Annotated in this window: 19 protein-coding genes; 8 read left to right on the forward strand and 11 right to left on the reverse strand. The window is 45.6% G+C overall.

The genetic code is table 11. From position 1 onward, the window contains the following. Positions 1-60: 60 nt before the first annotated feature. Positions 61-1,341, reverse strand: a complete 1,281-nt coding sequence (eno, locus tag K6V21_RS16385) for a phosphopyruvate hydratase (protein ID WP_224319296.1) — start codon at positions 1,339-1,341, stop codon at positions 61-63. 372 nt (positions 1,342-1,713) lie between these two features. Here eno and nuoF point away from each other — a divergent pair, with 372 nt between their 5' ends. Genes nuoF through nuoE form a run of 3 tightly spaced genes read left to right on the forward strand, consistent with a single transcriptional unit; the run spans position 1,714 to position 5,905 of the window. Next, positions 1,714-3,621, forward strand: coding sequence for an NADH-quinone oxidoreductase subunit NuoF (gene nuoF / locus K6V21_RS16390; RefSeq protein WP_224319297.1), 1,908 nt, complete (start codon positions 1,714-1,716; stop codon positions 3,619-3,621). Positions 3,622-3,641: 20 nt separating this feature from the next. Continuing rightward, positions 3,642-5,408: an NADH-dependent [FeFe] hydrogenase, group A6 gene (locus K6V21_RS16395; RefSeq protein WP_224319298.1), complete on the forward strand. Its 1,767-nt coding sequence runs from the start codon at positions 3,642-3,644 to the stop codon at positions 5,406-5,408. 20 nt (positions 5,409-5,428) lie between these two features. Continuing rightward, a complete protein-coding gene (gene nuoE, locus K6V21_RS16400) occupies positions 5,429-5,905 on the forward strand; it encodes an NADH-quinone oxidoreductase subunit NuoE (protein ID WP_007665079.1) in 477 nt (158 codons plus the stop codon). A 299-nt stretch (positions 5,906-6,204) separates the two neighbouring features. Here the strand turns inward: nuoE and hydF are convergent, their stop codons facing one another. The 4 genes from hydF to K6V21_RS16420 form a co-directional block, all read right to left on the reverse strand. Continuing rightward, positions 6,205-7,386 (reverse strand): [FeFe] hydrogenase H-cluster maturation GTPase HydF, encoded by a 1,182-nt coding sequence (gene hydF, locus K6V21_RS16405; RefSeq protein WP_224319299.1) that lies wholly within the window; start codon positions 7,384-7,386, stop codon positions 6,205-6,207. Then, positions 7,383-8,801, reverse strand: a complete 1,419-nt coding sequence (hydG, locus tag K6V21_RS16410; RefSeq protein ID WP_224319300.1) for a [FeFe] hydrogenase H-cluster radical SAM maturase HydG — start codon at positions 8,799-8,801, stop codon at positions 7,383-7,385. The genes hydF and hydG overlap by 4 nt, the downstream gene beginning before the upstream one ends. A 12-nt stretch (positions 8,802-8,813) precedes the next feature. Continuing rightward, on the reverse strand, positions 8,814-9,866 hold the full coding sequence (gene hydE / locus K6V21_RS16415; RefSeq protein ID WP_217715595.1) for a [FeFe] hydrogenase H-cluster radical SAM maturase HydE: 1,053 nt from the start codon (positions 9,864-9,866) through the stop codon (positions 8,814-8,816). 75 nt (positions 9,867-9,941) lie between these two features. Then, the gene (locus K6V21_RS16420; protein WP_217715594.1) at positions 9,942-11,402 is read right to left on the reverse strand and encodes a monomeric [FeFe] hydrogenase; all 1,461 of its coding nucleotides are present in this window, start codon (positions 11,400-11,402) and stop codon (positions 9,942-9,944) included. A 128-nt stretch (positions 11,403-11,530) separates the two neighbouring features. Here K6V21_RS16420 and K6V21_RS16425 point away from each other — a divergent pair, with 128 nt between their 5' ends. From K6V21_RS16425 to K6V21_RS16440, 4 genes are all read left to right on the forward strand, one after another. After that, positions 11,531-12,715: an iron-containing alcohol dehydrogenase gene (locus K6V21_RS16425; protein WP_217715593.1), complete on the forward strand. Its 1,185-nt coding sequence runs from the start codon at positions 11,531-11,533 to the stop codon at positions 12,713-12,715. Between the two features lie 98 nt (positions 12,716-12,813). Further along, positions 12,814-13,332, forward strand: a complete 519-nt coding sequence (locus tag K6V21_RS16430; RefSeq protein ID WP_007209901.1) for a hypothetical protein — start codon at positions 12,814-12,816, stop codon at positions 13,330-13,332. A 12-nt stretch (positions 13,333-13,344) separates the two neighbouring features. Beyond that, positions 13,345-14,283, forward strand: a complete 939-nt coding sequence (locus K6V21_RS16435) for a DUF1848 domain-containing protein (protein WP_224319301.1) — start codon at positions 13,345-13,347, stop codon at positions 14,281-14,283. 88 nt (positions 14,284-14,371) lie between these two features. Then, positions 14,372-15,250: a VIT1/CCC1 transporter family protein gene (locus K6V21_RS16440; RefSeq protein ID WP_217715590.1), complete on the forward strand. Its 879-nt coding sequence runs from the start codon at positions 14,372-14,374 to the stop codon at positions 15,248-15,250. Between the two features lie 257 nt (positions 15,251-15,507). On the opposite strand, the gene K6V21_RS16445 is transcribed toward K6V21_RS16440, so the two are convergent. The 5 genes from K6V21_RS16445 to K6V21_RS16465 all read right to left on the reverse strand — a co-directional run bounded on the left by K6V21_RS16445 (position 15,508) and on the right by K6V21_RS16465 (position 19,007). Next, entirely contained in the window at positions 15,508-15,708 is a 201-nt protein-coding gene (locus tag K6V21_RS16445; protein WP_224319302.1) for a hypothetical protein, read from the reverse strand. A gap of 12 nt (positions 15,709-15,720) precedes the next feature. Beyond that, a complete protein-coding gene (locus K6V21_RS16450; protein WP_224319303.1) occupies positions 15,721-16,812 on the reverse strand; it encodes an NAD(P)H-dependent flavin oxidoreductase in 1,092 nt (363 codons plus the stop codon). Positions 16,813-16,962: 150 nt separating this feature from the next. Further along, entirely contained in the window at positions 16,963-17,247 is a 285-nt protein-coding gene (locus tag K6V21_RS16455; protein ID WP_224319304.1) for an RNA recognition motif domain-containing protein, read from the reverse strand. Between the two features lie 209 nt (positions 17,248-17,456). Then, on the reverse strand, positions 17,457-17,987 hold the full coding sequence (locus K6V21_RS16460) for a GNAT family N-acetyltransferase (RefSeq protein WP_224319305.1): 531 nt from the start codon (positions 17,985-17,987) through the stop codon (positions 17,457-17,459). A 12-nt stretch (positions 17,988-17,999) separates the two neighbouring features. Further along, positions 18,000-19,007: an HPP family protein gene (locus tag K6V21_RS16465; protein WP_224319306.1), complete on the reverse strand. Its 1,008-nt coding sequence runs from the start codon at positions 19,005-19,007 to the stop codon at positions 18,000-18,002. Positions 19,008-19,123: 116 nt separating this feature from the next. Between K6V21_RS16465 and K6V21_RS16470 the strand changes: the two genes are divergently transcribed. Next, positions 19,124-20,317, forward strand: a complete 1,194-nt coding sequence (locus K6V21_RS16470; RefSeq protein ID WP_217715585.1) for a sugar MFS transporter — start codon at positions 19,124-19,126, stop codon at positions 20,315-20,317. Here K6V21_RS16470 and K6V21_RS16475 read toward each other — a convergent pair. After that, on the reverse strand, positions 20,314-21,462 hold the full coding sequence (locus K6V21_RS16475; protein ID WP_224319307.1) for an aldo/keto reductase: 1,149 nt from the start codon (positions 21,460-21,462) through the stop codon (positions 20,314-20,316). The genes K6V21_RS16470 and K6V21_RS16475 overlap by 4 nt on opposite strands. Positions 21,463-21,685: the final 223 nt, after the last annotated feature.

The following is a 21,685-nucleotide window of genomic DNA, read 5'->3' on the forward strand; positions in this document are numbered from 1 at the left end:
GAATGCGGGTACCTTCACAGGCACCCGCATTTGCTTTTATGACTTATTCACTACAAAGCATTATTTTATTCTTTTGTAGCCATATACTGGAAGTCCGTTTAGTTCTTCTTCGATGCGCAACAGTTGGTTGTACTTAGCCATGCGATCGGAGCGGCTTAACGAACCGGTCTTGATCTGCTCGCTGTTGGTTGCTACGGCGATGTCGGCAATAGTGGCGTCTTCCGTTTCGCCGGAGCGGTGGGAAGTAACCGTGGTATAGCCGTGGCGGTGAGCCATTTCAATGGCATCCAACGTTTCGCTGAGCGAGCCGATCTGGTTGACTTTAATGAGGATAGAATTGGCACAGCCCATAGCAATGCCTTTGGCAAGGAACTCTACGTTTGTTACAAACAAGTCGTCTCCTACCAGCTGGCAACGATCGCCGATACGTTCGGTCAGCTTCTTCCAGCCGTCCCAGTCGTTTTCGCTCATTCCGTCCTCAATAGAGTCAATCGGGTATTTATTAATCAAATATTCCATGTAATCAATCTGCTCATCTGCAGTACGCTTCTTACCTTTCTCGCCTTCGAAGATAGTGTAGTCGTACACTCCATTCTTATAGAATTCAGAGGATGCACAGTCCATACCGATTTTTACATCTTTACCCGGTTCGTAGCCTGCTGCTTTGATAGCTGCCATGATGGAATCCAGTGCATCTTCAGTACCGTTCAATGCAGGGGCAAAACCTCCTTCATCTCCTACGGCAGTGCTCAGACCGCGGTCGTGCAATACTTTCTTCAAGGCGTGGAATACTTCAGTACCCATGCGCAGGCCTTCACGGAAAGAAGGTGCACCTACAGGGCGGATCATGAATTCCTGGAAAGCAATGGGAGCGTCGCTATGTGAACCACCATTGATGATATTCATCATGGGGACAGGCATAACGTAAGTATTTACTCCGCCGATATATCTGTATAAAGGTATGTCGAGGTAATTCGCAGCAGCCTTGGCTACAGCCAAAGAAACGCCCAGAATGGCATTGGCACCCAATTTTGATTTAGTAGGAGTACCGTCCAGTTCCAGCATCTTCTTGTCAATGGCACGTTGTTCCAATGCCGACCAGCCGATGAGGGCCGGAGCGATGACAGTATTTACGTTTTCTACGGCTTTCAAGGTTCCTTTACCACCGTAGCGTTTCGGATCTTTATCGCGTAATTCCAGTGCTTCGTGTTCACCGGTTGAGGCGCCCGATGGTACGGCTGCACGTCCCATAACACCACATTCCAAAACTACGTCCACTTCTACCGTGGGGTTACCGCGTGAATCGAGTATCTCGCGGGCTACAATCTTTTCAATTTTCATAATTATCTTCTTAATTTAAACAATAGTTTTCCAGGGATAATGCGCTTTCAATGGCGTCGTCTGTCAGGGAGAAGTCGATCAGGCGTCTCAACTCTTTCAGTTCATCCGGATAGAGGGCGCAATAATGTCCGCTTCAGTATTTCTTCCATAAGCTGATTTTTGTTTGTTGCAAAGGTCGCACAAATGAGGAGATGGGGCAATACCTACAAATAGTGAATATCCTTTTCGTGAATACTTATATATTGTTATTTGTGAATTATATCATATTGTAATCTATAACCTCGTATTCTCCCACCTGCAATCTTTATTGCTTTCCTTTTGTAATCTCAAGTCTTTTCGTATCTTTGTTCCCGACCCCAAATCTATTACAAAATGAAAGTACTAACTATCCATGATCTGAAAACAATCAAGAAAAGGGCAGAAGGCACGCTCTTGCTACGCGAAGAAAGCAATGAGGCGATTACGGAACAATGCTGTGGGTTGGCATTGGGAACCGGGCATCTGCAAATTTTGATCTGTGGTGGTACGGGTTGCAAGGCATCCGACAGCCACATCATTGCTGAACGTCTTCAGCAAGCACTCGAGAAAAATAATATTGCCGACAAGGTGGACATTATCACTACCGGTTGTTTCGGCTTTTGTGAAAAGGGACCTATCGTAAAGATTATCCCTGATAACACATTCTATACCCAGGTGGTGCCTGATGATGCCGACGAGATAGTCGGCGAGCATATCATCGGGGGACGGAAAATAGAACGGCTGCTCTATATCGATCCGAAGACGGAGAAAGCTGTCAGTGACTCCAAGCACATGGATTTCTATCGGAAGCAGATGCGTATAGCACTGCGTAACTGCGGTTTCATCGATCCGGAAAACATTGAAGAATACATTGCTCTGGATGGGTATATGGCATTGGCAGATAGTCTGCTCCATAAGAAACCGGAGGAAGTGATTGACGTGATAAAACGTTCCGGACTTCGCGGACGTGGCGGCGGTGGTTTCCCCACAGGGAAGAAGTGGGAGTTTGCCCATAAGCAACAGGCTGATATGAAATATGTGGTGTGTAATGCCGATGAAGGGGACCCCGGTGCCTTTATGGACCGCTCCATCATGGAAGGTGATCCGCACTCTATTGTTGAGGCAATGGCAGTTTGCGGTTATTCCATTGGTTCTCCGAAAGGATTGGTATATATCCGGGCAGAATATCCGCTTGCCATACAAAGATTGAAAATAGCTATTGCCCAGGCGCGTGAATACGGGCTGCTGGGAAAGAATATATTCGGTACGGATTTCAGTTTTGATATTGAGATACGCTATGGCGCGGGAGCATTTGTATGCGGTGAGGAAACTGCCCTGATCCACTCTATGGAAGGGAAGCGCGGTGAACCTACTTTGAAGCCTCCTTTCCCTGCCGAAGCCGGTTATTTGGGCAAGCCGACCAATGTGAACAATGTGGAGACACTTGCCAATATTCCTATCATTCTGACGAAAGGTGCGGAGTGGTTCGCGTCTATCGGCACGGAACGTTCGAAAGGGACAAAAGTATTTGCCCTGGCCGGTAAGATTAACAACGTCGGCTTGATAGAAGTGCCAATGGGTACGACACTGCGTGAGGTGATTTATGAAATTGGCGGCGGTATTAAGGGAGGAAAGAAATTCAAGGCGGTGCAGACGGGCGGACCTTCGGGGGGATGCCTGACAGAAAAGCACCTGGATACACCAATTGACTTTGACAACTTGCTAGCGGAAGGCTCGATGATGGGATCCGGTGGTATGATTGTAATGGATGAAGATGATTGTATGGTTTCTGTGTCACGCTTCTATCTTGATTTTACGGTGGAAGAATCATGCGGAAAATGTACGCCCTGCCGTATTGGTAACAAGCGTCTGCTGGAACTGCTGAACAAGATAACCGAAGGACGAGGCACGATGAAAGATCTGGATGCACTCTCTACATTGGGAAAGGTGATAAAGGATACCGCCTTGTGCGGGCTGGGACAGACTTCACCCAATCCGGTACTGTCTACGCTCAATAACTTTTATGATGAATACGTAGAGCATGTGAGGGATAAAACCTGCCGTGCGAAGCAGTGCAAATCATTGCTGACTTATACCATTAATCCGGAACTATGTATCGGTTGCCATCTTTGCTTTAAACATTGTCCGGCGGATGCCATTCTGGGTGATGTGCGCAAACCGCATGTCATCAACCCGGACAAGTGCATCAAGTGCGGCATGTGCATGGCACGCTGTAAATTCAAAGCAATCAATGTAGTTTAAGGGAACTAAACTGAAAGAAAATGGAAGAGAAACAAATAACCCTGCAAATAGACCGCCATTATATTACCGTGCCCGAAGGCTCGACTATCCTGGAAGCCGCACGGAAAATCGGTATAGATATACCTACCCTTTGTCATATTGATTTGAAGGGCACTTGCGTTAAGAATAATCCGGCCTCGTGCCGCATCTGTGTCGTGGAGGTGGAAGGACGCCGTAATCTGGCTCCCGCCTGTGCTACCCGTTGTACAGAAGGAATGGTGGTGCGTACCAGTACCCTGCGCGTGATGAATGCCCGCAAGGTAGTAGCTGAGCTGATACTTTCGGATCATCCGAATGATTGCCTTACCTGTCCGAAGTGCGGCGACTGTGAGTTGCAGACTTTGGCGCTGCGTTTCAATATCCGGCGGATGCCTTATAATGGTGGGGAGCTTTCGCCTCGTAAGCGTGAAGTCACTTCGTCCATTGTGCGGAATATGGACAAGTGTATATTCTGCAGGCGTTGCGAGAGTGTATGCAATGAAGTGCAGACGGTAGGCGCCTTGGGAGCCATTCGCCGTGGTTTCAATACTACGATTGCTCCGGCTTTCGATAAGATGATGAGTGACAGTGAATGTACTTATTGCGGACAATGTGTAGCTGTTTGTCCGGTAGGGGCGTTGACGGAACGCGATCATACCAACCGCCTGTTGCTGGATCTGGAAAATCCGGATAAGGTAGTTATTGTACAGACAGCTCCGGCCGTCCGTGCCGCTCTAGGAGAAGAATTCGGGTTGCCTGCCGGGACGTTAGTAACGGGAAAGATGGTGTACGCCCTTCGTGAATTGGGGTTTGATTATGTATTTGATACAGACTTTGCCGCCGACCTTACCATCATGGAAGAAGGTGCCGAGATATTGAATCGCCTGACGCGTTATATGAATGGGGATAAATCTGTTCGCCTGCCTATCCTGACTTCCTGTTGTCCGGCATGGGTGAATTTCTTTGAACATCATTTCCCCGATATGCTTGATATTCCTTCTACGGCACGCTCGCCGCAGCAGATGTTCGGTAGCATTGCCAAAACATTCTGGGCGGAGAAGATGGGCATCCCGCGTGAAAAGCTGGTAGTGGTATCTATCATGCCTTGTCTGGCGAAGAAGTATGAGTGCGACCGCAATGAGTTTAAGACAGATGGCAGTCCGGACGTGGATTATTCCATCTCCACCCGTGAGCTGGCACGACTTATCAGACGTGCTAACGTAGGTTTTACGCTACTGACGGATAAGGAATTTGATCATCCGATGGGAGCTTCAACGGGTGCCGGTGTCATCTTCGGAACAACCGGTGGTGTGATGGAAGCGGCATTGCGTTCGGTTTATGAGATTTATACCGGGCGGACGTTGGAGAATGTAAACTTTGAGCAAGTACGTGGCCTGGCCGGTGTGCGCCGTGCAACGATTGATCTGGATGGTTTTGAACTGAAGGTGGGTATTGCCCATGGTCTGGGTAATGCACGCCATCTGCTGGAAGATATTCGCCACGGGCGGAATGAGTATCATGTGATTGAGATTATGGCATGCCCGGGTGGCTGTATCGGTGGTGGCGGACAACCGCTGCATCATGGCAACTCGGAAGTGCTGTATGCACGTGCCAATGCACTGTATCGGGAAGATGCACAGAAGCCTTTGCGCAAGTCGCACGAGAATCCGTACATCAAGACTCTGTACGAGGAATATCTGGGACGGCCGCTGAGTGAGACTGCGGAACGGTTGCTGCATACGCATTATTTCAATAAGGCGATTGACTAACTTATTAAAACGGAGAAACTATGTCAGATATCAAATTAGCCTGTGACGTTGCCGAACAAGTGCGTGCTATTTGTGACAAGCATGGCAACCAGCCAGGCGAACTTATCAATATACTTCATGAAGCGCAGCATCTGCACGGCTATCTGCCGGAAGAGATGCAGCGCCTGATTGCTGCAAAGCTGAATGTTCCGGTGTCGCGTGTGTATGGTGTGGTAACATTCTATACTTTCTTTACGATGACTCCTAAAGGTAAACATCCTATTTCGGTGTGTATGGGAACGGCGTGCTACGTACGTGGTTCGGAGAAATTGCTTGAGGAATTCAAGCGCGTGCTGGGCATCGAAGTCGGAGAAACGACACCGGACGGGAAGTTTTCACTCGATTGTCTGCGTTGCGTAGGAGCGTGCGGACTGGCACCCGTAGTGATGATTGGAGAGAAGGTGTACGGGAGGCTTCAGGCGGTGGATGTGAAGAAGGTGCTGGAGGAACTGGAGTAGCTTCCGTTATAAGGAAGCAGTTGCCGATAGCCTAAGGAGACAGTTGTCGGTAGCCTAAGGGGAGAGTTCATATATCGGGCAGTATAAGCAGTTATACCGCCCGATATTTTTATTTATACCGCTCGATATATTTATTTATACCGCCCGGTATATTTATTTATATCGCTCGGTATAAAAAGATATACCGCCCGGTATAATTTATTATATCAGACGGTATATAAACTCTTCCCTTAGGGGAATGAGAGGTCTTCCCTTAGGGAGCCGGGAGGTCTCTCCTTAGTAGGGTGGGAGGTCTTCCCTTAGTATACGATCTTGTTCAGTATGCCGTTGAGGTGGGCAATGGCTACTCCGTAGTTTGTCATGGGTACTTGTTGCGCACGTGCCTGTTCAATGCGACTCAGTACATACTTTCTATTGAACATACAGGCACCACAGTGGATAATCAAATTGTATGGGGATAAATCTTCAGGAAAATCATTTCCGGAGACAATATCTATCTGCAATCCTTCACCTGTTCGCTTACGCAGCAGGCGGGGGATTTTTACTCTGCCGATATCTTCTGTCAGTGGAGCATGCGTACAGGCCTCGGCTATCAGTACGCGGGATTGTTCCGTTAACCGGTCGATGGCGGATGCACTTTCTACATAATAGTGTATATCTCCCTTGTATCCGGCAAAGAGCATGGAGAAAGAAGTGAGCCGGCTTTCAGCCGGTTTTTGTTCGTATACGGTGTGGAATACTTGCGAATCTGTGATAATTAATTGGGGGGGATTGGCAAGTGCGCGTAGTGTATCTTTCAACTTATCTGTGGTACAACTCATAACCAGACATTTCTTGTCCAGAAGTTCGCGGATTGTCTGTACTTGCGGAAGGATAAGCCGTCCTTTAGGTGCCTGAAGGTCCTGGGGCATGACTAACACCACTACATCGCCTTCTGCTACCAGGTTCCCGGTGATGGTCTGTTCTCCGAAATCGGCAGGTAACTTTTCCAGAATGGCGTGGTGAATAGCTTCGATACCTGTGCCATCTTTGGCACTGACGGTGATGGGAGGTTGCCCGCAGCCCGCTTTTATCTGTTCTGCCAACTCTGTAGCATTGGGGCGTACATCAGCTTTGTTCAGAATCAATATGACAGGGATGCCTCGTTCCTTCAATCGTTGAAGCCATTCCTGTTCCTGTGCGTCTCCGGTTTCACAAAGCAACAGGGCGATGTCGGTTTTTCCAATTATTTTCAAGGTGCGTTCTACGCGCATTTCTCCCAGTTCGCCTTCGTCATCGAAGCCCGGAGTGTCAATAAGAAGGCATGGACCGAGTGGATGAATTTCCATTGCTTTTGTCACAGGATCGGTGGTAGTGCCGGGAGTGGGGGAGACTATAACGGTATCTTGCCCTGTCAAGGCGTTGACAAGACTGGATTTTCCACTGTTTCGCCGTCCGAAGAGGGCGATGTGTAGGCGGTTGGCATTAGGAGTCTGATTCATAATCTGAAATCTCTTTTCCCTTCCTCTATCTCATGCAGGTTTCGCAGAGCTATTTCCCGGATTTTCGGATTCGGGATGCGTTCCATCTCTTCATGAATGAGGCGGATACCTTTCTCCCGGGTTTCGGGTGAAGCGTAATCTTCCAGATATTCTTTCAGAGTCATCAAGGCATTGGGCTGACAGCAATTTGCTATCTGTCCCCGCTTGACAAGAGACATGAAACGGTCACCCGTCCGACCTTCACGATAACAAGCCGTACAGAAACTGGGGATATGTCCCAGATCGAGCAACCAGTTTACAACTTCATCCAGTGTGCGGCGGTCGCTGATATCGAATTGGGCCGAGTTCTCTTCTTTCGTTTCCGGTACGGCATATCCGCCTACGCTGGTACGTGAGCCGCCACTGATTTGTGAAATACCTAATTCCAATACCTTACGTCGTACAGCTTCCGATTCACGGGTGGAAATGATCATTCCGGTGTAAGGCACTGCAATGCGGATTACCGCAATGAGGCGGCAGAACATTTCATCAGAAATGGCATTGGGGAAATCTTTTGTTTCAATATCATCCGCTGGGCAGATACGGGGTACACTGATCGTATGCGGTCCGACACCGAATGCCGCTTCCAGATGTTCGGCATGCATCAATAATCCTACGAAATCGTATCGATAGGTATTCAACCCGAATAATACACCTATACCTACATCGTCAATACCACCTTCCATGGCACGGTCCATAGCTTCGGTGTGATAGGAATACTTGCTTTTAGGGCCTGTGGGATGCAAGACCTCATAATTCCCCTTGTGATAGGTTTCCTGGAAAAGAATGTAAGTACCGATACCTGCATCTCTCAGCCGGCGATAGTTCTCTACCGTTGTAGCGGCAATATTCACGTTTACCCGCCGGATAGCACCATTCTTATGATGAATACCGTAGATGGTTTGAATAGATTCCAGAATATAATCGATAGGGTTGCGTAGCGGGTCTTCGCCGGCTTCCAGTGCCAGACGTTTGTGTCCCATATCCTGCAAGGCAATCACTTCCCGGCGTATTTCTTCCTGTGACAGTTTCTTGCGGGCGATAGTGCGGTTCTTTGCATGATAGGGGCAGTAAACGCACCCGTTCACACAATAATTGGAAAGGTATAACGGGGCGAACATTACGATGCGGTTGCCATATAGTTTTTGTTTAATTTCTCGTGCCAGATGGAAGATACGTTCCGTCAGGTCGGGCTGGTCGCATTCTAACAGTAGAGCGGCTTCACGATGGGACAAACCTTTGCATGAGGCTGCCTTTTCGAGCAGACTCTCAATGAGGGCACGGTTGTCTTTATTGGTACGGGCATAGTCCAGCGTATCCAGTATCTCCTGGTGATCGATGAACTCTTCTGCCTGTTTTGAACTTACATTATACACGTTTTTTAGTGATTAGGGGTGAGTGATTAGTGATAAGTAGTCTCCTCTTTCTTTCGATATCCGGTATCCGATAACCGTCAGTTTTTCTTCTAATTGTTGTAAGCCTTCTGCAGCTTCGGCTCCCAAAGAGGCTTTGTTATCATAAAGTGAGTATTTGTTCCGTTGTTCCGGGGGAGAAAGGTTGGGCATTACTACATTGGCTCCTGCCAGTATTCCGCGTTCTCGTCCATCCGGTGCAAGCGTTGCTAATGCTGTGGTAGAGGGTAATAATACCTTCGGATGCATTAACCGGAAGATGGAAAGAAGTTTCAGAGTCATCTCCATGCTTCCCGGCGGGCATGCTGCGAACGGGGTATCGTGGTGCGGAATAAAAGGACCGATTCCTATCATTTCAGGATGAAATTGTTCTATAAAAAGGAGGTCTTCCACCAGATGGTCGGTGTTTTGTCCCGGACTACCTACCATAATACCTGTTCCTGTCTGATATCCTATTTCTTTCAGCCATGCCAAACATTGCAGGCGTTGCCTGATAGACATCTTATCGGGGTGCAGATGATGGTAATGTTTTTCATTATGCGTTTCGTGGCGGAGCAAATATCGATTGGCACCCGCCCGGAAGAAATGCTCGTAAGTCTCACGGGACTTTTCGCCTAATGATAGTGTGATGGCGCAATCCGGAAACTCACGACGTATAGCAGTAACAGTTTCAAGGATAAAACCATCTTTTACGGAGGATGTTTCACCGCCTTGCAAGACGAAAGTCCGGAAACCGAGAGTATATCCTTCGCGACAGCATTCCAGAATATCCTCCCGTGTCAACTCATAACGGAGAACAGATTGATTTCCTTTCCGTATACCGCAATAATAGCAATTGTTACGGCAATGGTTGGTTATCTCAATCAGTCCACGAATAAATACCCGATTGCCAAACTGCTCAAGTGACACCTCCCGTGCCTGCTCCTGCAAATACTTTAAAGTATCTGCGTCTTGGCAAAGGAGTAGTGCTTTATATTCTTCAGCACTTAGCGTCCGCTTGTTATGTAATTGATCAATCAAGTTCTTCATGCTATTTATTTTTCATCCGCAGATGACACGGATCACACGGATTTTTTCTCTCCGTGCTCCAGCGCTACGCTGGTTTCAATACGTCTTTTCTTGTTTTGCCAACTCTTGTACAAACTGACGTTTACCTGCGGCAATCTCATTGTGCGTACAAGGTCCGGTGATACAGCCACCTTCACATGCCATCACTTCTATAAATTGCCCCGGTGCCTTGCCCGATTTGGCATACGCCCGCAATGAACCGATGGTTTTCTTATCCAGATTAGCTACTTGGATGGCATTGATTTTGTCAGCTTCTTCTTTCAGATAGGCTTTTACTGCTCCCATTACGCCACCAGCCTGGGCAAATCCATGTGCCTCGCGCACGGATGCGAACGACATGGTATAAGGTTGCGATTGCTCCAACTGAATATCCAGTCCGTCCAATACAGATGCCACTTCTTCGAAAGTCATAACAAAATCTACAGCTTCATCACGCTGGGCCTCTTTACGTTTGGCTACACACGGACCGATGAAAACTACTTTAGCGTCCGGATGTTTCTCTTTAACAATGCGTGCTGCATAATACATCGGTGAACCTGTGCCTGAAACATAAGGTTTCATGCCCGGAATATGTTTGTTTACGAGTTCTATGTAGGAAGGGCAACAGGAAGTAGTCATAAACTTCTGTCCTTCTTCCAACTTCTCTATCAATTCATGTGCTTCGTTGCTGACCGTATCCATAGCTCCCTGAGCCACTTCGATGACATCAGTGAATCCTACAGCTTTGAGTGCGCCATATACCTGTTCAATAGTAGTCTTGAATTGTCCCAGGATAGACGGTGCTACAATGGCCACTATTTTTTCTCCTTTGCGTATCTTGTGCAGGATATCGAATACCTGTGACACTTCGAAAATTGCTCCGAATGGACAGGCGTTGAGACACTTTCCGCAATAGATACATTTGCTTTCGTCGATGTGTTCGATACCTTTCTTATCCTTGCTGATAGCTTTCACCGGACAAGCCTCTTCGCAAGGTACTGGGATATAGACAATAGCATGATAGGGGCAGCTCTTGTGGCAAATGCCACAACTGATGCATTCATCATGGTCTATCCATGCCTGTCCGCTTTCCTTTACATGGACAGCTTTCTTCGGACAGTTGGTCTGACAGCTACGGGCGGTACATCCGCGGCAAAGGTTGGTGATTTCGTAATTGATTTGTACGCAGGCGGAACATGCTTCATCAATCACACACATGATGTTATCTTTCGGCGTTCCGTTTTCTGCACGGTCCAGTGCATGTGCTGCATACTCTGATAATGGGGTTAATTCATCTTTTTCATCTTCCATATCCAGTCCCAGCAACGGCAGTGATTTGTATTTCCACACGGCGCGTTCTTTATGTACGCAGCAGCGTCCTGCATGTTTTGATCTTCTCGGACTCAATTCAATGGGAAGACGGTCTATTTTTTCTACAAGTTCGTTATCCCTCCACAGTTTTACCAGCTCTGTCAGCAATCTGTGGCGGACAATCATAATGTTGTTGGTAAATGCCATAATATTTATTCTCGGATTAGTTAGTCGGTAATTACGGTGCAAAGATAATGAAAAGTTATAGTTTCTATGAACCTTTCTACCCTCAATATGCTTATCTTTGTATCAGAATAAAAAAAACGAAATTGACGATGAAAGACTTTATTTACTATGCACCCACACAGGTTGTGTTTGGAGCATTATCGGAAGATAAAACAGGGAAATTGGTGAAGCAATATAGCGGCACTAAAGTTTTGGTACATTATGGCGGACAGAGTGCGGAGCGTTCCGGTTTACTGGATAAAATATGCCGGGCATTGGAGGCGGAAGGCATTGCTTACGTAAAACTGGGCGGGGTGGTTCCTAATCCACGTTTGTCGAAAGTGCACGAGGGTATTGAACTGTGCCGGAAAGAAAAGGTTGATTTCATTCTTGCTGTAGGTGGCGGTAGTGTGATTGACTCTGCGAAGGCGATTGCTTTCGGTGTACCTTATGAGGGGGAGGTATGGGACTTTTATATGGGACGAGCCCATGCGCAAGCTTGCCTTCCGATTGCTACCGTGCTGACAATTCCGGCTGCGGGGAGTGAAATGAGTAACAGTACCGTGATAACCAATGAGGACGGCGATTTGAAAAAAGGTTATTCCAATAACCTGTGCCGTTGCAAGTTTGCTGTGATGAATCCGGAATGGACTTATACATTGCCCAACTATCAGACAGCTTGTGGTGTAACGGATATTATGATGCATACCATGGAACGTTATTTCTCTCATGATGACGATATGACGGTGACTGATGCCATTGCTGAAAGTATTCTCCGTACGGTAAAAGATAGCGTTTTTGAAGTACTGAAAGAACCGAAGAATTATGTACATCGTGCCCAAATTATGTGGGCAGGTAGCTTGGCACACAATGATTTGACAGGATGCGGAACAACCGGTGACTGGGCAACACACCAGCTTGAACATGAACTGAGTGCACTATTCGATGTAGCACATGGTGCAGGTCTGGCAGCTCTTTGGGGAAGCTGGGCACGGTATGTCTACAAAGAGAATGTAACCCGTTTCGCTCAGTTTGCCGTGAATGTGATGGGTGTAACGAATGATTTCAAATCACCCGAACATACCGCTTTGGCAGGCATTGAAGCCATGGAAGATTTCTATCGCGCAATTGGGATGCCGGTTAGTATTTGCGAGCTGATAGGGCGGCAGGCCACTGACGAAGAAATCAAACTCATGGCAGATAAATGCAGTTCCGGTGGTAGTGCAACAACCGGAAATTTGAAGGTTTTACATCGCGATGATATGGAAAATATCTATCGCATGGCAAATAGATAACGGATTTTTTATTGTTTTTCTGGCAAATTCTCGTTATCTTTAGGGGCATATATCAAATTGGGGGGTAGTAAAAAAGTCCTGACCCACAGGCAAAGAATATGAGAATACATTTTGAAATTAGAGAAAAACTACCTGAAATTATCGAAGAGATCCTGAATTGTGAGAGATGGACAACTTTAGTAAAAGAGGATATTTCAGGCAGAAAGTTGGTTGTCATCCGTGATCCGAATTACAATTCGGAGGCAACAGTAGAAATCTATGCCCGCGAGATTACCATCAAGACGGCATGGTCAAACTACACGTATCGCTTGTTTGTTTTGGGCGATAATGTTTGGTGTGAGTACAATGGTGCTTATCGCGGACTGTTGGAACAAAATCTATTGCCTACCATCACTCCCAGGGAAGGTTTGTTGGAGTCTGAGGTGTTGGATAGCTCTTTGTACGGGAGTGAAAAGAGGAAACTCAGAGAGTATGCTGAAGACAATTTGAAACTGAAAAAATTCCGGCGCGAGAACTTTAATGAAGATCGTACAGGTGTGGCTCATTTTGACCATCCCAAGAGGGTATATGACGAATTCATTAAAGAAGATTACGTGGTCCCATCTTCCGACGAATAGCGAGGTAGGAAGATGATCATCAGTGCCAGTCGCAGGACGGATATACCTGCTTTTTATTCGGAGTGGTTTCTCAACCGGATAAAAGAAAGGTATGTTCTGGTACCTAATCCGTATAATCCTAATATGATCAGCAGGGTCAACCTGGACCCTGCTGTCATTGATTGCGTTGTCTTTTGGACGAAGAATCCTGCACCGATGATTGATAAACTGGACAGATTGCAGGACTATAAATACTATTTCCAGTTTACACTGAATTCGTACGGAACGGAACTTGAAAGTAAACTGCCACCACTTCAAAAACGTATAGATACATTCAAACGCCTTTCTGATAAGATAGGAAGGGAGAAAGTGGTGTGGCGATATGATCCTATTCTTACGAATGAACAATACACAGTTGCTTTTCATCAGGACAAATTTGCAGAAATGGCATTCGCTTTGCATGACTATACTGAAAAGTGTATGCTGGGTTTTATTGATCATTATCCGCATGTGCGTTCCTCTCTCCGTGAATTTCATATCGAGCCGTTGATAAAGGAAGATATCGATTCAATGGCCATTTCATTTAAGAAGGTTGCGGATGAATGTTCGATGAAGTTGGATACTTGTACAACAAAGGTCGACTTATCTCATTTGGGTATTTCGGGTGGAGTGTGCGTTGACAATAGGTTGATTGAACGAATTGTCGGATATCCTATTACTGCCCGTAAAGACAAGAATCAGCGGGACATTTGCCGTTGTGTGGAAAGTATTGACATCGGCACTTATGAAAGCTGCCTTAATGGCTGCATTTATTGCTATGCTATTAAAGGTAATTATAATACGGCGAAATTTAACCGGAGTAAACACGATAAGGATTCTCCGATGTTAATAGGAGAAGTGGATAAGGACGCAGTGATTAAAGAACGGGAAATGAAGAGTCTGCGTACCGATCAGCTTTCTATGTTTTATTAAAAAAACATTCTGACCGGAAACAATTATTGCTTGAATTGTTGTACCTGATAAATAACTTATAATTTAGTGTATCCTTAAAATAAAGAGCATGGAGAAAGAGACTGAACAAGAATTGATAAAAAGGATGATTGGTTTTCAGAAAGAGGAAATAACGTCGAGTATTATATACCGGAAGTTAGCGGCAAAGGAAAAGGATCTTCATAACCGGGAGATATTGCAACGTATTGCAGAGGATGAAAGTAGGCACTACACCACACTGCGAGGCTATACTCATCAGGATGTCAGTCCTAATCGTTTTGAAATCTGCTTTTATGTATGGTTAGTGCGTCTGCTGGGTGTTACGTTTGCCGTTCGTCGTCTGGAACTGGGAGAGAAAGAAACGAGTGGGGTATATTCCCAATACCCGAGTATGGAACACTTTGCCGAGATGGCGCGGGATGAGCAGCACCATGAAGAAAAGCTTATTGAAATGATAGATGAGGAGCGCTTGCAATATATGGGTTCGGTGGTTCTAGGGCTGAATGATGCCTTGGTGGAGTTTACCGGAGCATTGGCAGGTTTCACACTGGCACTGAATGATACGAAACTGATTGCGCTGACCGGCAGCATTACAGGGATTGCGGCGGCACTTTCTATGGCTTCTTCCGAATACCTTTCCACTAAATCAGAAAAGACTCATAATAAGCGTCCGGTTAAGGCAGCTATTTATACGGGGATAGCTTATATCATAACCGTAGTGGCTTTGGTAGGTCCGTTTATCTTATTGTCAAGTCCTGTTCTGGCTTTATGCATCATGCTGGTGATGGCGTTGCTGATTATAGCCTTTTTCAACTATTATTATGCCATTGCCCGTAATGAAAGCTTTAAGCACCGTTTCACGGAGATGGCGGTGTTGAGCTTCTCCGTGGCCGGAATCAGTTTTCTGATAGGTTATTTGCTGAAGACAGTGACAGGAGTAGGGGGATAGAGATATCCGGATACCAGACTCCCCCTTAGATATCCTCAGTGTACAACTGACTGCCCGAACGAAAATTACTTTTCATGAAACGTACCAGTGATGCCGGATGATGGATACTCTTGAAGCCTATGAGGCTTACACCAATGAATGGGCTATGAATAATGCTGCAGTAAGTAGACTGTTGATAGGCGAATGATTTAAAAAGCCCTGAAGTGCGAAACTTCAGGGCTTTTGTATTATTGTCAATCGATGAAAAATCAACTGAATTATATTTTGGAACTGTGCAGTTTTTTATAGAGTTCTACACGTTCGGCTATTTCAGCTTGAGATAGATTGGCCGGAAGCTTAATTGTTGTTCGTGGAGTAATTGCTACAAGAATAACTTCTCCAACTTTTTTCTTATGCTCTTTAAGAGCGTTTTCTGCTAACTGACTGGTCTCTGGTCGGACAATACTCTTTTTCATCATATTGAATTGTTTTTAAGTTTTCATTTTCGCTGGGGCTAATTGGCAGGTTGCTAAAAGAAACTCATTGTTCAATGTAGTTATCACTTCTTTTACGCTGCGTATTTTTTCGGAGAGAAAAGCATTACTGCCTGCAAATGCATATCCTCTTTTCATATTCCCTTTGGCCGCATTATACAGTGCTTTGATGATGCAGTAAGGACTCTTCTGATAGTCACACGTCTTGATACAATGGAATGAGCAACATTTGGGCTTTTCCTGTCCTTTCTCTACATTACGGATAAACTCCCCATCAATGGCTCGTCCGGGCATTCCTACGGGACTTTCGATAATGAGAACGTCTTCGGGCTTAGAGTGGATATAAACCTCTTTGAAGGTTTGTGAAGCATCGCACTCTTGGGTTGTTACAAAAATGCTTCCCATTTGTACGGCCGAAGCTCCCAATCGCATGAATCGTGCAATATCTTCGCCTGTAGAGATTCCACCTGCGGCAATTACAGGAATATCTTTTCTTTCCTTATAGCTCATTGCAATTGCTACAACTTCGGGTATCAAGGATTCCAAAGCATATTTCTCATCTTGTATCTGTTCTCTCTTAAAGCCCAAATGTCCTCCGGCTTTAGGACCTTCTACTACTATGGCATCGGGTAAATAATCAAAGTTCTTCTGCCATTTGTCGCATATAATCTTGGCCGCTCTTGAAGAAGATACAATGGGCACCAACTTCGTTTTGCTTTCCGGTGTCAGGTATAGGGGTAAGTCGAGCGGAAGTCCTGCACCGGCAAAGACTACGTCGATTTTTTCGCTTATGGCAGTGCGTACCATCTCTGCATAATTGGAGAGGGCCACCATGATATTCACTCCGATGATTCCTTTGGTCTTTTGGCGGGCTTTTCTGATTTCTTCTTTGAGTCCGCAAATGCACTTTTCGGTATAGTCGCCTTTGCCTTTAGGGTACAGCAGGCCTAAACCTGCACATGAAATAACACCAATGCCGCCTTCGTTAGCTACTGCTGATGCTAAGCCGGACAATGAAATTCCGACTCCCATTCCACCTTGTATGATAGGTGTTTTTATTTCTATATTTCCAATAAAAAATGGCTTCATAAAACTGATATTGTAATAAGACTGTAAGCGGATAAATATACTTCCGGGTATTCTATTCGTTTAGCGATGTTCTTTTCTTTGTATTGCTATTTTGGTTGAAAAAAGCAAGAGCAGAAGATCAGATCTCCTGTTCTTGTTGTAGGGTAGACATTAATAACGTCTGGAATTATAGCCGTTGTTGCGGGGTCTTTCTTCACGGGGACGTGCAACGCTTACTGAGATAGTTTTCTGATCGTATTCTGCTCCGTTAAGTTCGTCAATTGCCTTTTGTCCATCTGTATCGTTTGGCATTTCAACGAAGCCAAATCCTCTGGATCTTCCTGATTCTCTGTCCATGATAACTTTAGCTGAAGAGGTCTCTCCATACACTGAGAATAATTCGTTCAAGTCAGCATCATTTATGCCAAAGCTTAAACCTGAAATGTAAATGTTCATTTGAAATTTTGATTAAATAAATATTAAGTAAGAGTGAGGGGATAATTAAAGGAGAGGTCTGCTTAATAAGATATAAAAAGGAGAACTATACGATAACGATTCGTAACTCAAACCGTGACAAAGGTAATACAATAGTTGGGAATGGCAACTTCTTATTCATAATTTATTAATAAAAAAGCGATAATTGTTGTTTGTTAGCATTAGAGGATTTAAAACTCTATCTTATATAGGACATGGTGGAGCAGAGGGTGTCCGGATTCCACGAGCGGGTGATCGAATTCTTTAGTTTTTACCATACCTATCTTCTGCATCACACGCTCTGAACGTTTGTTGGGAAGCGAGGTGAAAGAGTATAATTCTTTGAGTTTCAATACGGTCTTTGCATACTCCAGACAGGCTGAAGCGGCTTCAGTTGCGTATCCCTTGTTCCAGACTTCGGGAATCAGTCGCCAGCCTATTTCTATGGCAGGAGCAAAATCTACATCGAATGTAACTGCATGCAGTCCTACGTAGCCGATAAAAGAATGATCTTCTTTCTTTTCTACTGCGTATAGCCCGTATCCTTTGGCTGCAAATTCTTGTTGGATACGGTGGTAGAAATCAAGAGTTTCCTGATAAGATAGCTTTTTGAGAAAGAATTCCATTGCCTGATCGTTGCTGTTTAATCCGGCAAAGACGGGGATGTCTTCTTCTCTCCAATCACGTAGGATCAGGCGCGGGGTTTCCATGTATGTATTCATCTTGTTCTTAATTTATTCGATTTGTTTTTTCCGCTTTTTACGGTTCATATATTCACGTAGTAGGGTTGGGGTGGCACAGAAGATGAGTTGTGCCCGATTCCATTTATAGCATTTTTGAAAGACAACCATGGCAATGGTTATAAATAAGGCGGCTCCGATAGAAGCCTCCAAAGGTAACCAGCCCAGCCCCTCTTGGGGTAATAGCATAGGAATGAATGCCAATGCTCCGGCAGGGGCAAAGTATTTCCCTGTCCACTCGAAGATGAGGAACAGGATAGCTGCAATGGTTAAAGCAATGATACTTTCCGGTAGATGAAGATGGTGGTGACCGACAATTTGAAGTACAGTGCCCAGAGTGGCTGCGGTAGCCAGAAAGAGAAATACTTGTGTTGGGCGATTTTTGAATCCTGCTTTGGAGTTTACCATTTCTACAAAAGTCACCATGAGTGGGGGCAATATGAGATAAGGGTAATCCATACTGACGGCCAATCCGGCCAAAGCACCTACAAAACAGAATAATATCAGCCACCTGATGATATCTTCCTTACCGGGTTTCCTGCAGACAGATTTAGGCATCCGGTTACGTATTCCGCATTTTTCCAGAATGATTTGTACAAGCACTACTGATACTGACATTGAAAATACGGCTATTGGATAAATAATGCTTTCCGTATGAAGCAAAACGGGCAATACGCAAGCTGATATTAAGGGAATCAGTGTAGCGCGACTGATCAGAAGGGAGGCGCCTGCAAAAACAAATGCGGCGCATAGATTAACTACATAGGGCAGGGGTGAATAACGGACAATGCAGATACCGGCTACTGCCCCAAGAGTCATAAGCAGGATAATTTGCCAACGTTTTACATTCCATACCCGCTTATCGATAATCAACAGGCCGATGATCAATGCTGTCATTTCCGGAAACAGAATCTCCTTTTCGTTGGTCCATTCGGCTAAACCTACCATTATCAGGATCATTATCAGCGATATCAGATATCTTGTCAGTTTTCTGTGTTCCATTATATAATTTTGAATTTTGGGCACAAAGTTAAGTGAAACTGTCGTATTATGAAACTTCTTGGCTATCTTTGCACGCTGAAAACCTTGAGTGGCTTTCTTTATAAAAGAAGTTCTGTATGCAAAATTTAGTAAAGAAGGAGTATAAGATTCCTTTTATTCTGGTAACTTCCCTATTCTTCTTATGGGGATTTGCACATGCGATATTAGATGTGCTGAACAAACACTTTCAAGATGTGCTGATTATTACACGTGCCCATTCGGCATGGGTACAGGTTATGTTTTACCTGGGTTATTTCGTGATGGCTATTCCTGCCGGACTGTTTATCAATAAGTACGGTTACCGGAAAGGAGTGGTTTTCGGTCTGTTGCTTTATGGCATAGGTTCCCTGCTTTTTATTCCTGGGGAATATTGGATGTCTTTCAATTTTTTTCTGTTCTCCTTGTTTGTCATAGCCTGTGGCCTGGTTTTTCTGGAAACAGCGGCTAATCCTTACATGACGGAATTAGGCGATCGGGAAACGGCTGCCAGTCGCCTGAATCTGGCGCAGTCATTCAATGGATTGGGTTGTATTTGCGGTCCGCTTATCGGGGGATTGTTATTGTTCTCGGAAGGGGGCGAAAGCAATATATCATTGCCTTACACACTGATGGGGATCATTGTATTGGGAGTTGCTCTGGCATTCTATAAGATACGCCTGCCGGAGATTGTTCATGAAGCTGATGAAGAAGAAGTCGGAGAAAACGGTGCACGCGGGCTTTGGTCGCACAAGCTGTTTATCTTCGGTATTATCAGCCTGTTTTGCTACGAGATTGCAGAAATATCAATCAACAGCTTCTTTATTAATTATGTGGTGGATGACGGCTGGATGAATGCCCGCGATGCATCTGTAGTACTTTCGTTCGGTGGTCTGGGACTGTTTATGTGCGGACGTTTTGCCGGTAGCTGGATTATGCGGTATATCCGGGCAGAAAAAGTGCTGTTTGTTTGTGCGATAGGAACGGTGGTCAGTACGTCTTTGGTGGTTCTTGATCTGGGCATTTTGTCGTTGATAGCCCTGTTTCTGGGATATGCGTTCGAAGCTATTATGTTCCCCACGATTTTCGCTCTTTCATTGAGGGGATTGGGTAACTATACGAAGCGTGCGTCTTCTTATCTGATGATGTCCCCCATCGGAGGAGCGGTAGGACCGCTCATGATGGGGTATGTGGCTGATCAGACCAATATGTCTTTCTCTTTCATCGTTCCGTTGCTTTCGTTTATCGTGGTGTTGCTTTATGCCTGGAAAGTAAAGCAACGTTCGCTCTGCTAATATCCGAATTTCTCCACAGCCTTTTCCATCTGTTCGATGATGGCGACTCCGAAGGGACAGTTCGTTTCGCATTGTCCGCACTGGATGCACTCTGAGGCGTGGTGTGTGAGGGCTTTGTAGTGTTCACGCACAGTCTCGGGTATCTCGTTCTGGGCAATGGTCAGGTTGTAGTACTTGTTCACGCTTGCTATGTCGATGCCTACGGAACAGGGAGCGCAATGTCCGCAATACATGCAATGGCCTTTCCAGGTGAACTTTTCCATGCCTGCCATGACGGTGGTGTAGTCTCTTTCTTCTTTGCTGGCGGTGCACCAGTCGATGGCTGCCTGCATCTCATCACAACTTCTGCACCCCACCATGATGGAGGCAACAGCCGGACGGGTCAGTGCATATTCGATGCATTGCACCGGAGTCATAGCTTTGCCAAAGGGTGAGTTGGTTTCACTTAGCAAATCTCCGCCGCCATATACCTTCATCACATCGAGCCCTACACCTTTCTCTTCGCACAGTTCGTAGAGCCTTTCCCGTTCCGGATCTATGTTCTGCAGGGAGTGGGCATAGTTTTCATCGGCCCATAAGTCATCTACGTTTTCAGTGGGCGGTTGCAGATCATAGCAAGGATTGATGGAGAACATCAGCACTTCAATCAGTCCGCTTTCCACAGCCATACGTGCAACGGTGGGGTTGTGGCTGCTCAGTCCGATGTGGCGGATTTTGCCTTCTTCCTTCAGGCGCAGGGCCAGCCGGATAACGGGACCGTTGAATACTTCATGAAAGTCTTCTTCGCTGTCCACATAGTGTATCATGCCGATATCCAGATAGTCGGTATCGAGGCGTGCCAACTGGTCTTCGAAGGAGGCGATTGCCTTGTCGATGTCGCGTGTACGCAGGTACTGGTCGTTTTCCCAGGTGGTGCACAGATGCCCTTGGATGATAAATTGCTCGCGGCGGCCTGTCAACGCTTTGCCGATGTTGCTGCGTAAATCGGGGTTGGAGGCATACATATCAATAAAGTTGATTCCTTTACTGATGGCGAAGTCCATTGCTACAGATGTCTGTTCTTCTGTTTTGCCAACGAAACCTTCGCACCCTAATGCGATGGTGCTGACTGACAAACCGGTATTTCCTAATGTTCTATATTCCATGATGTTTTTCTGTTTCTAAAATACGCTTTTGCGAAGTTACTAATTTATGCGAATCGGTAGTTTAATTTAGTTTATTATTATTAGGTTATGAACTAAAAAAACAGGGTAGTGGTGTATATTGTCTACAAATGATGTATGTTCCTAAAACAGTCGTATACTGAACCTAATTCAGTCGTATACTGAATGCCATTCAGTCGTATACTTAATAGGGTTCAGTCGTATA

The organism is Bacteroides cellulosilyticus (genome assembly GCF_020091405.1).
Classification (GTDB): Bacteria; Bacteroidota; Bacteroidia; order Bacteroidales; family Bacteroidaceae; genus Bacteroides.

Bases quoted from the DNA above. Each gene is read 5' to 3' on its own strand.
- hydE (WP_217715595.1), bottom strand. From the start codon at position 9,866: ATGAAGAACTTGATTGATCAATTACATAACAAGCGGACGCTAAGTGCT.
- hydF (WP_224319299.1), bottom strand. From the start codon at position 7,386: ATGAATCAGACTCCTAATGCCAACCGCCTACACATCGCCCTCTTCGGA.
- K6V21_RS16450 (WP_224319303.1), bottom strand. From the start codon at position 16,812: ATGAAGCCATTTTTTATTGGAAATATAGAAATAAAAACACCTATCATA.
- nuoF (WP_224319297.1), top strand. From the start codon at position 1,714: ATGAAAGTACTAACTATCCATGATCTGAAAACAATCAAGAAAAGGGCA.
- K6V21_RS16420 (WP_217715594.1), bottom strand. From the start codon at position 11,402: ATGGCATTTACCAACAACATTATGATTGTCCGCCACAGATTGCTGACA.
- K6V21_RS16455 (WP_224319304.1), bottom strand. From the start codon at position 17,247: ATGAACATTTACATTTCAGGTTTAAGCTTTGGCATAAATGATGCTGAC.
- K6V21_RS16445 (WP_224319302.1), bottom strand. From the start codon at position 15,708: ATGATGAAAAAGAGTATTGTCCGACCAGAGACCAGTCAGTTAGCAGAA.
- K6V21_RS16430 (WP_007209901.1), top strand. From the start codon at position 12,814: ATGAGAATACATTTTGAAATTAGAGAAAAACTACCTGAAATTATCGAA.
- nuoE (WP_007665079.1), top strand. From the start codon at position 5,429: ATGTCAGATATCAAATTAGCCTGTGACGTTGCCGAACAAGTGCGTGCT.
- eno (WP_224319296.1), bottom strand. From the start codon at position 1,341: ATGAAAATTGAAAAGATTGTAGCCCGCGAGATACTCGATTCACGCGGT.
- K6V21_RS16435 (WP_224319301.1), top strand. From the start codon at position 13,345: ATGATCATCAGTGCCAGTCGCAGGACGGATATACCTGCTTTTTATTCG.
- K6V21_RS16460 (WP_224319305.1), bottom strand. From the start codon at position 17,987: ATGAATACATACATGGAAACCCCGCGCCTGATCCTACGTGATTGGAGA.
- K6V21_RS16470 (WP_217715585.1), top strand. From the start codon at position 19,124: ATGCAAAATTTAGTAAAGAAGGAGTATAAGATTCCTTTTATTCTGGTA.
- K6V21_RS16465 (WP_224319306.1), bottom strand. From the start codon at position 19,007: ATGGAACACAGAAAACTGACAAGATATCTGATATCGCTGATAATGATC.
- K6V21_RS16440 (WP_217715590.1), top strand. From the start codon at position 14,372: ATGGAGAAAGAGACTGAACAAGAATTGATAAAAAGGATGATTGGTTTT.
- K6V21_RS16475 (WP_224319307.1), bottom strand. From the start codon at position 21,462: ATGGAATATAGAACATTAGGAAATACCGGTTTGTCAGTCAGCACCATC.
- K6V21_RS16425 (WP_217715593.1), top strand. From the start codon at position 11,531: ATGAAAGACTTTATTTACTATGCACCCACACAGGTTGTGTTTGGAGCA.
- K6V21_RS16395 (WP_224319298.1), top strand. From the start codon at position 3,642: ATGGAAGAGAAACAAATAACCCTGCAAATAGACCGCCATTATATTACC.